Here is a 325-nt window from a genome sequence, read left to right on the forward strand (position 1 = left end):
CCTACGAGGGCGGAAACATGGCGCGGGAAGGGGACTGCGTGGTGGTGTCACTGAACCACCGGCTGAACATCCTGGGCTAATTGGATCTCTCCGATTTTGGGGAGGAGTACGCAAACTCCGGCAATGCGGGTGGGGATGATATCATCCTGGCACTGCGGTGGGTGCGGGACAATATTGCAGCGTTTGGCGGCGATCCCGGCTGCGTGACGGTAGTCGGCCAGTCCGGCGGCGGTGCCAAAGTGACAACGCTGCTACAGACCCCGGCAGCAGATGGCCTGTACCACAGGGCGATGATAATGAGTGGTGTGCTGGAAGGTTTGCTGAA

General features: G+C 60.3%; 1 protein-coding gene. It reads left to right on the plus strand.

Features of this window, described 5'->3' with window-relative positions:
• Positions 1-80 precede the first annotated feature (80 nt).
• A partial coding sequence (locus tag P0G09_RS16685; RefSeq protein WP_342760549.1) for a carboxylesterase family protein occupies positions 81-325 on the plus strand: 245 nt, incomplete at its 3' end.

It is taken from the genome of Faecalibacterium sp. DFI.5.82 (assembly GCF_029076575.1).
In the GTDB taxonomy this organism is placed as follows: domain Bacteria; phylum Bacillota; class Clostridia; order Oscillospirales; family Ruminococcaceae; genus Faecalibacterium; species Faecalibacterium duncaniae.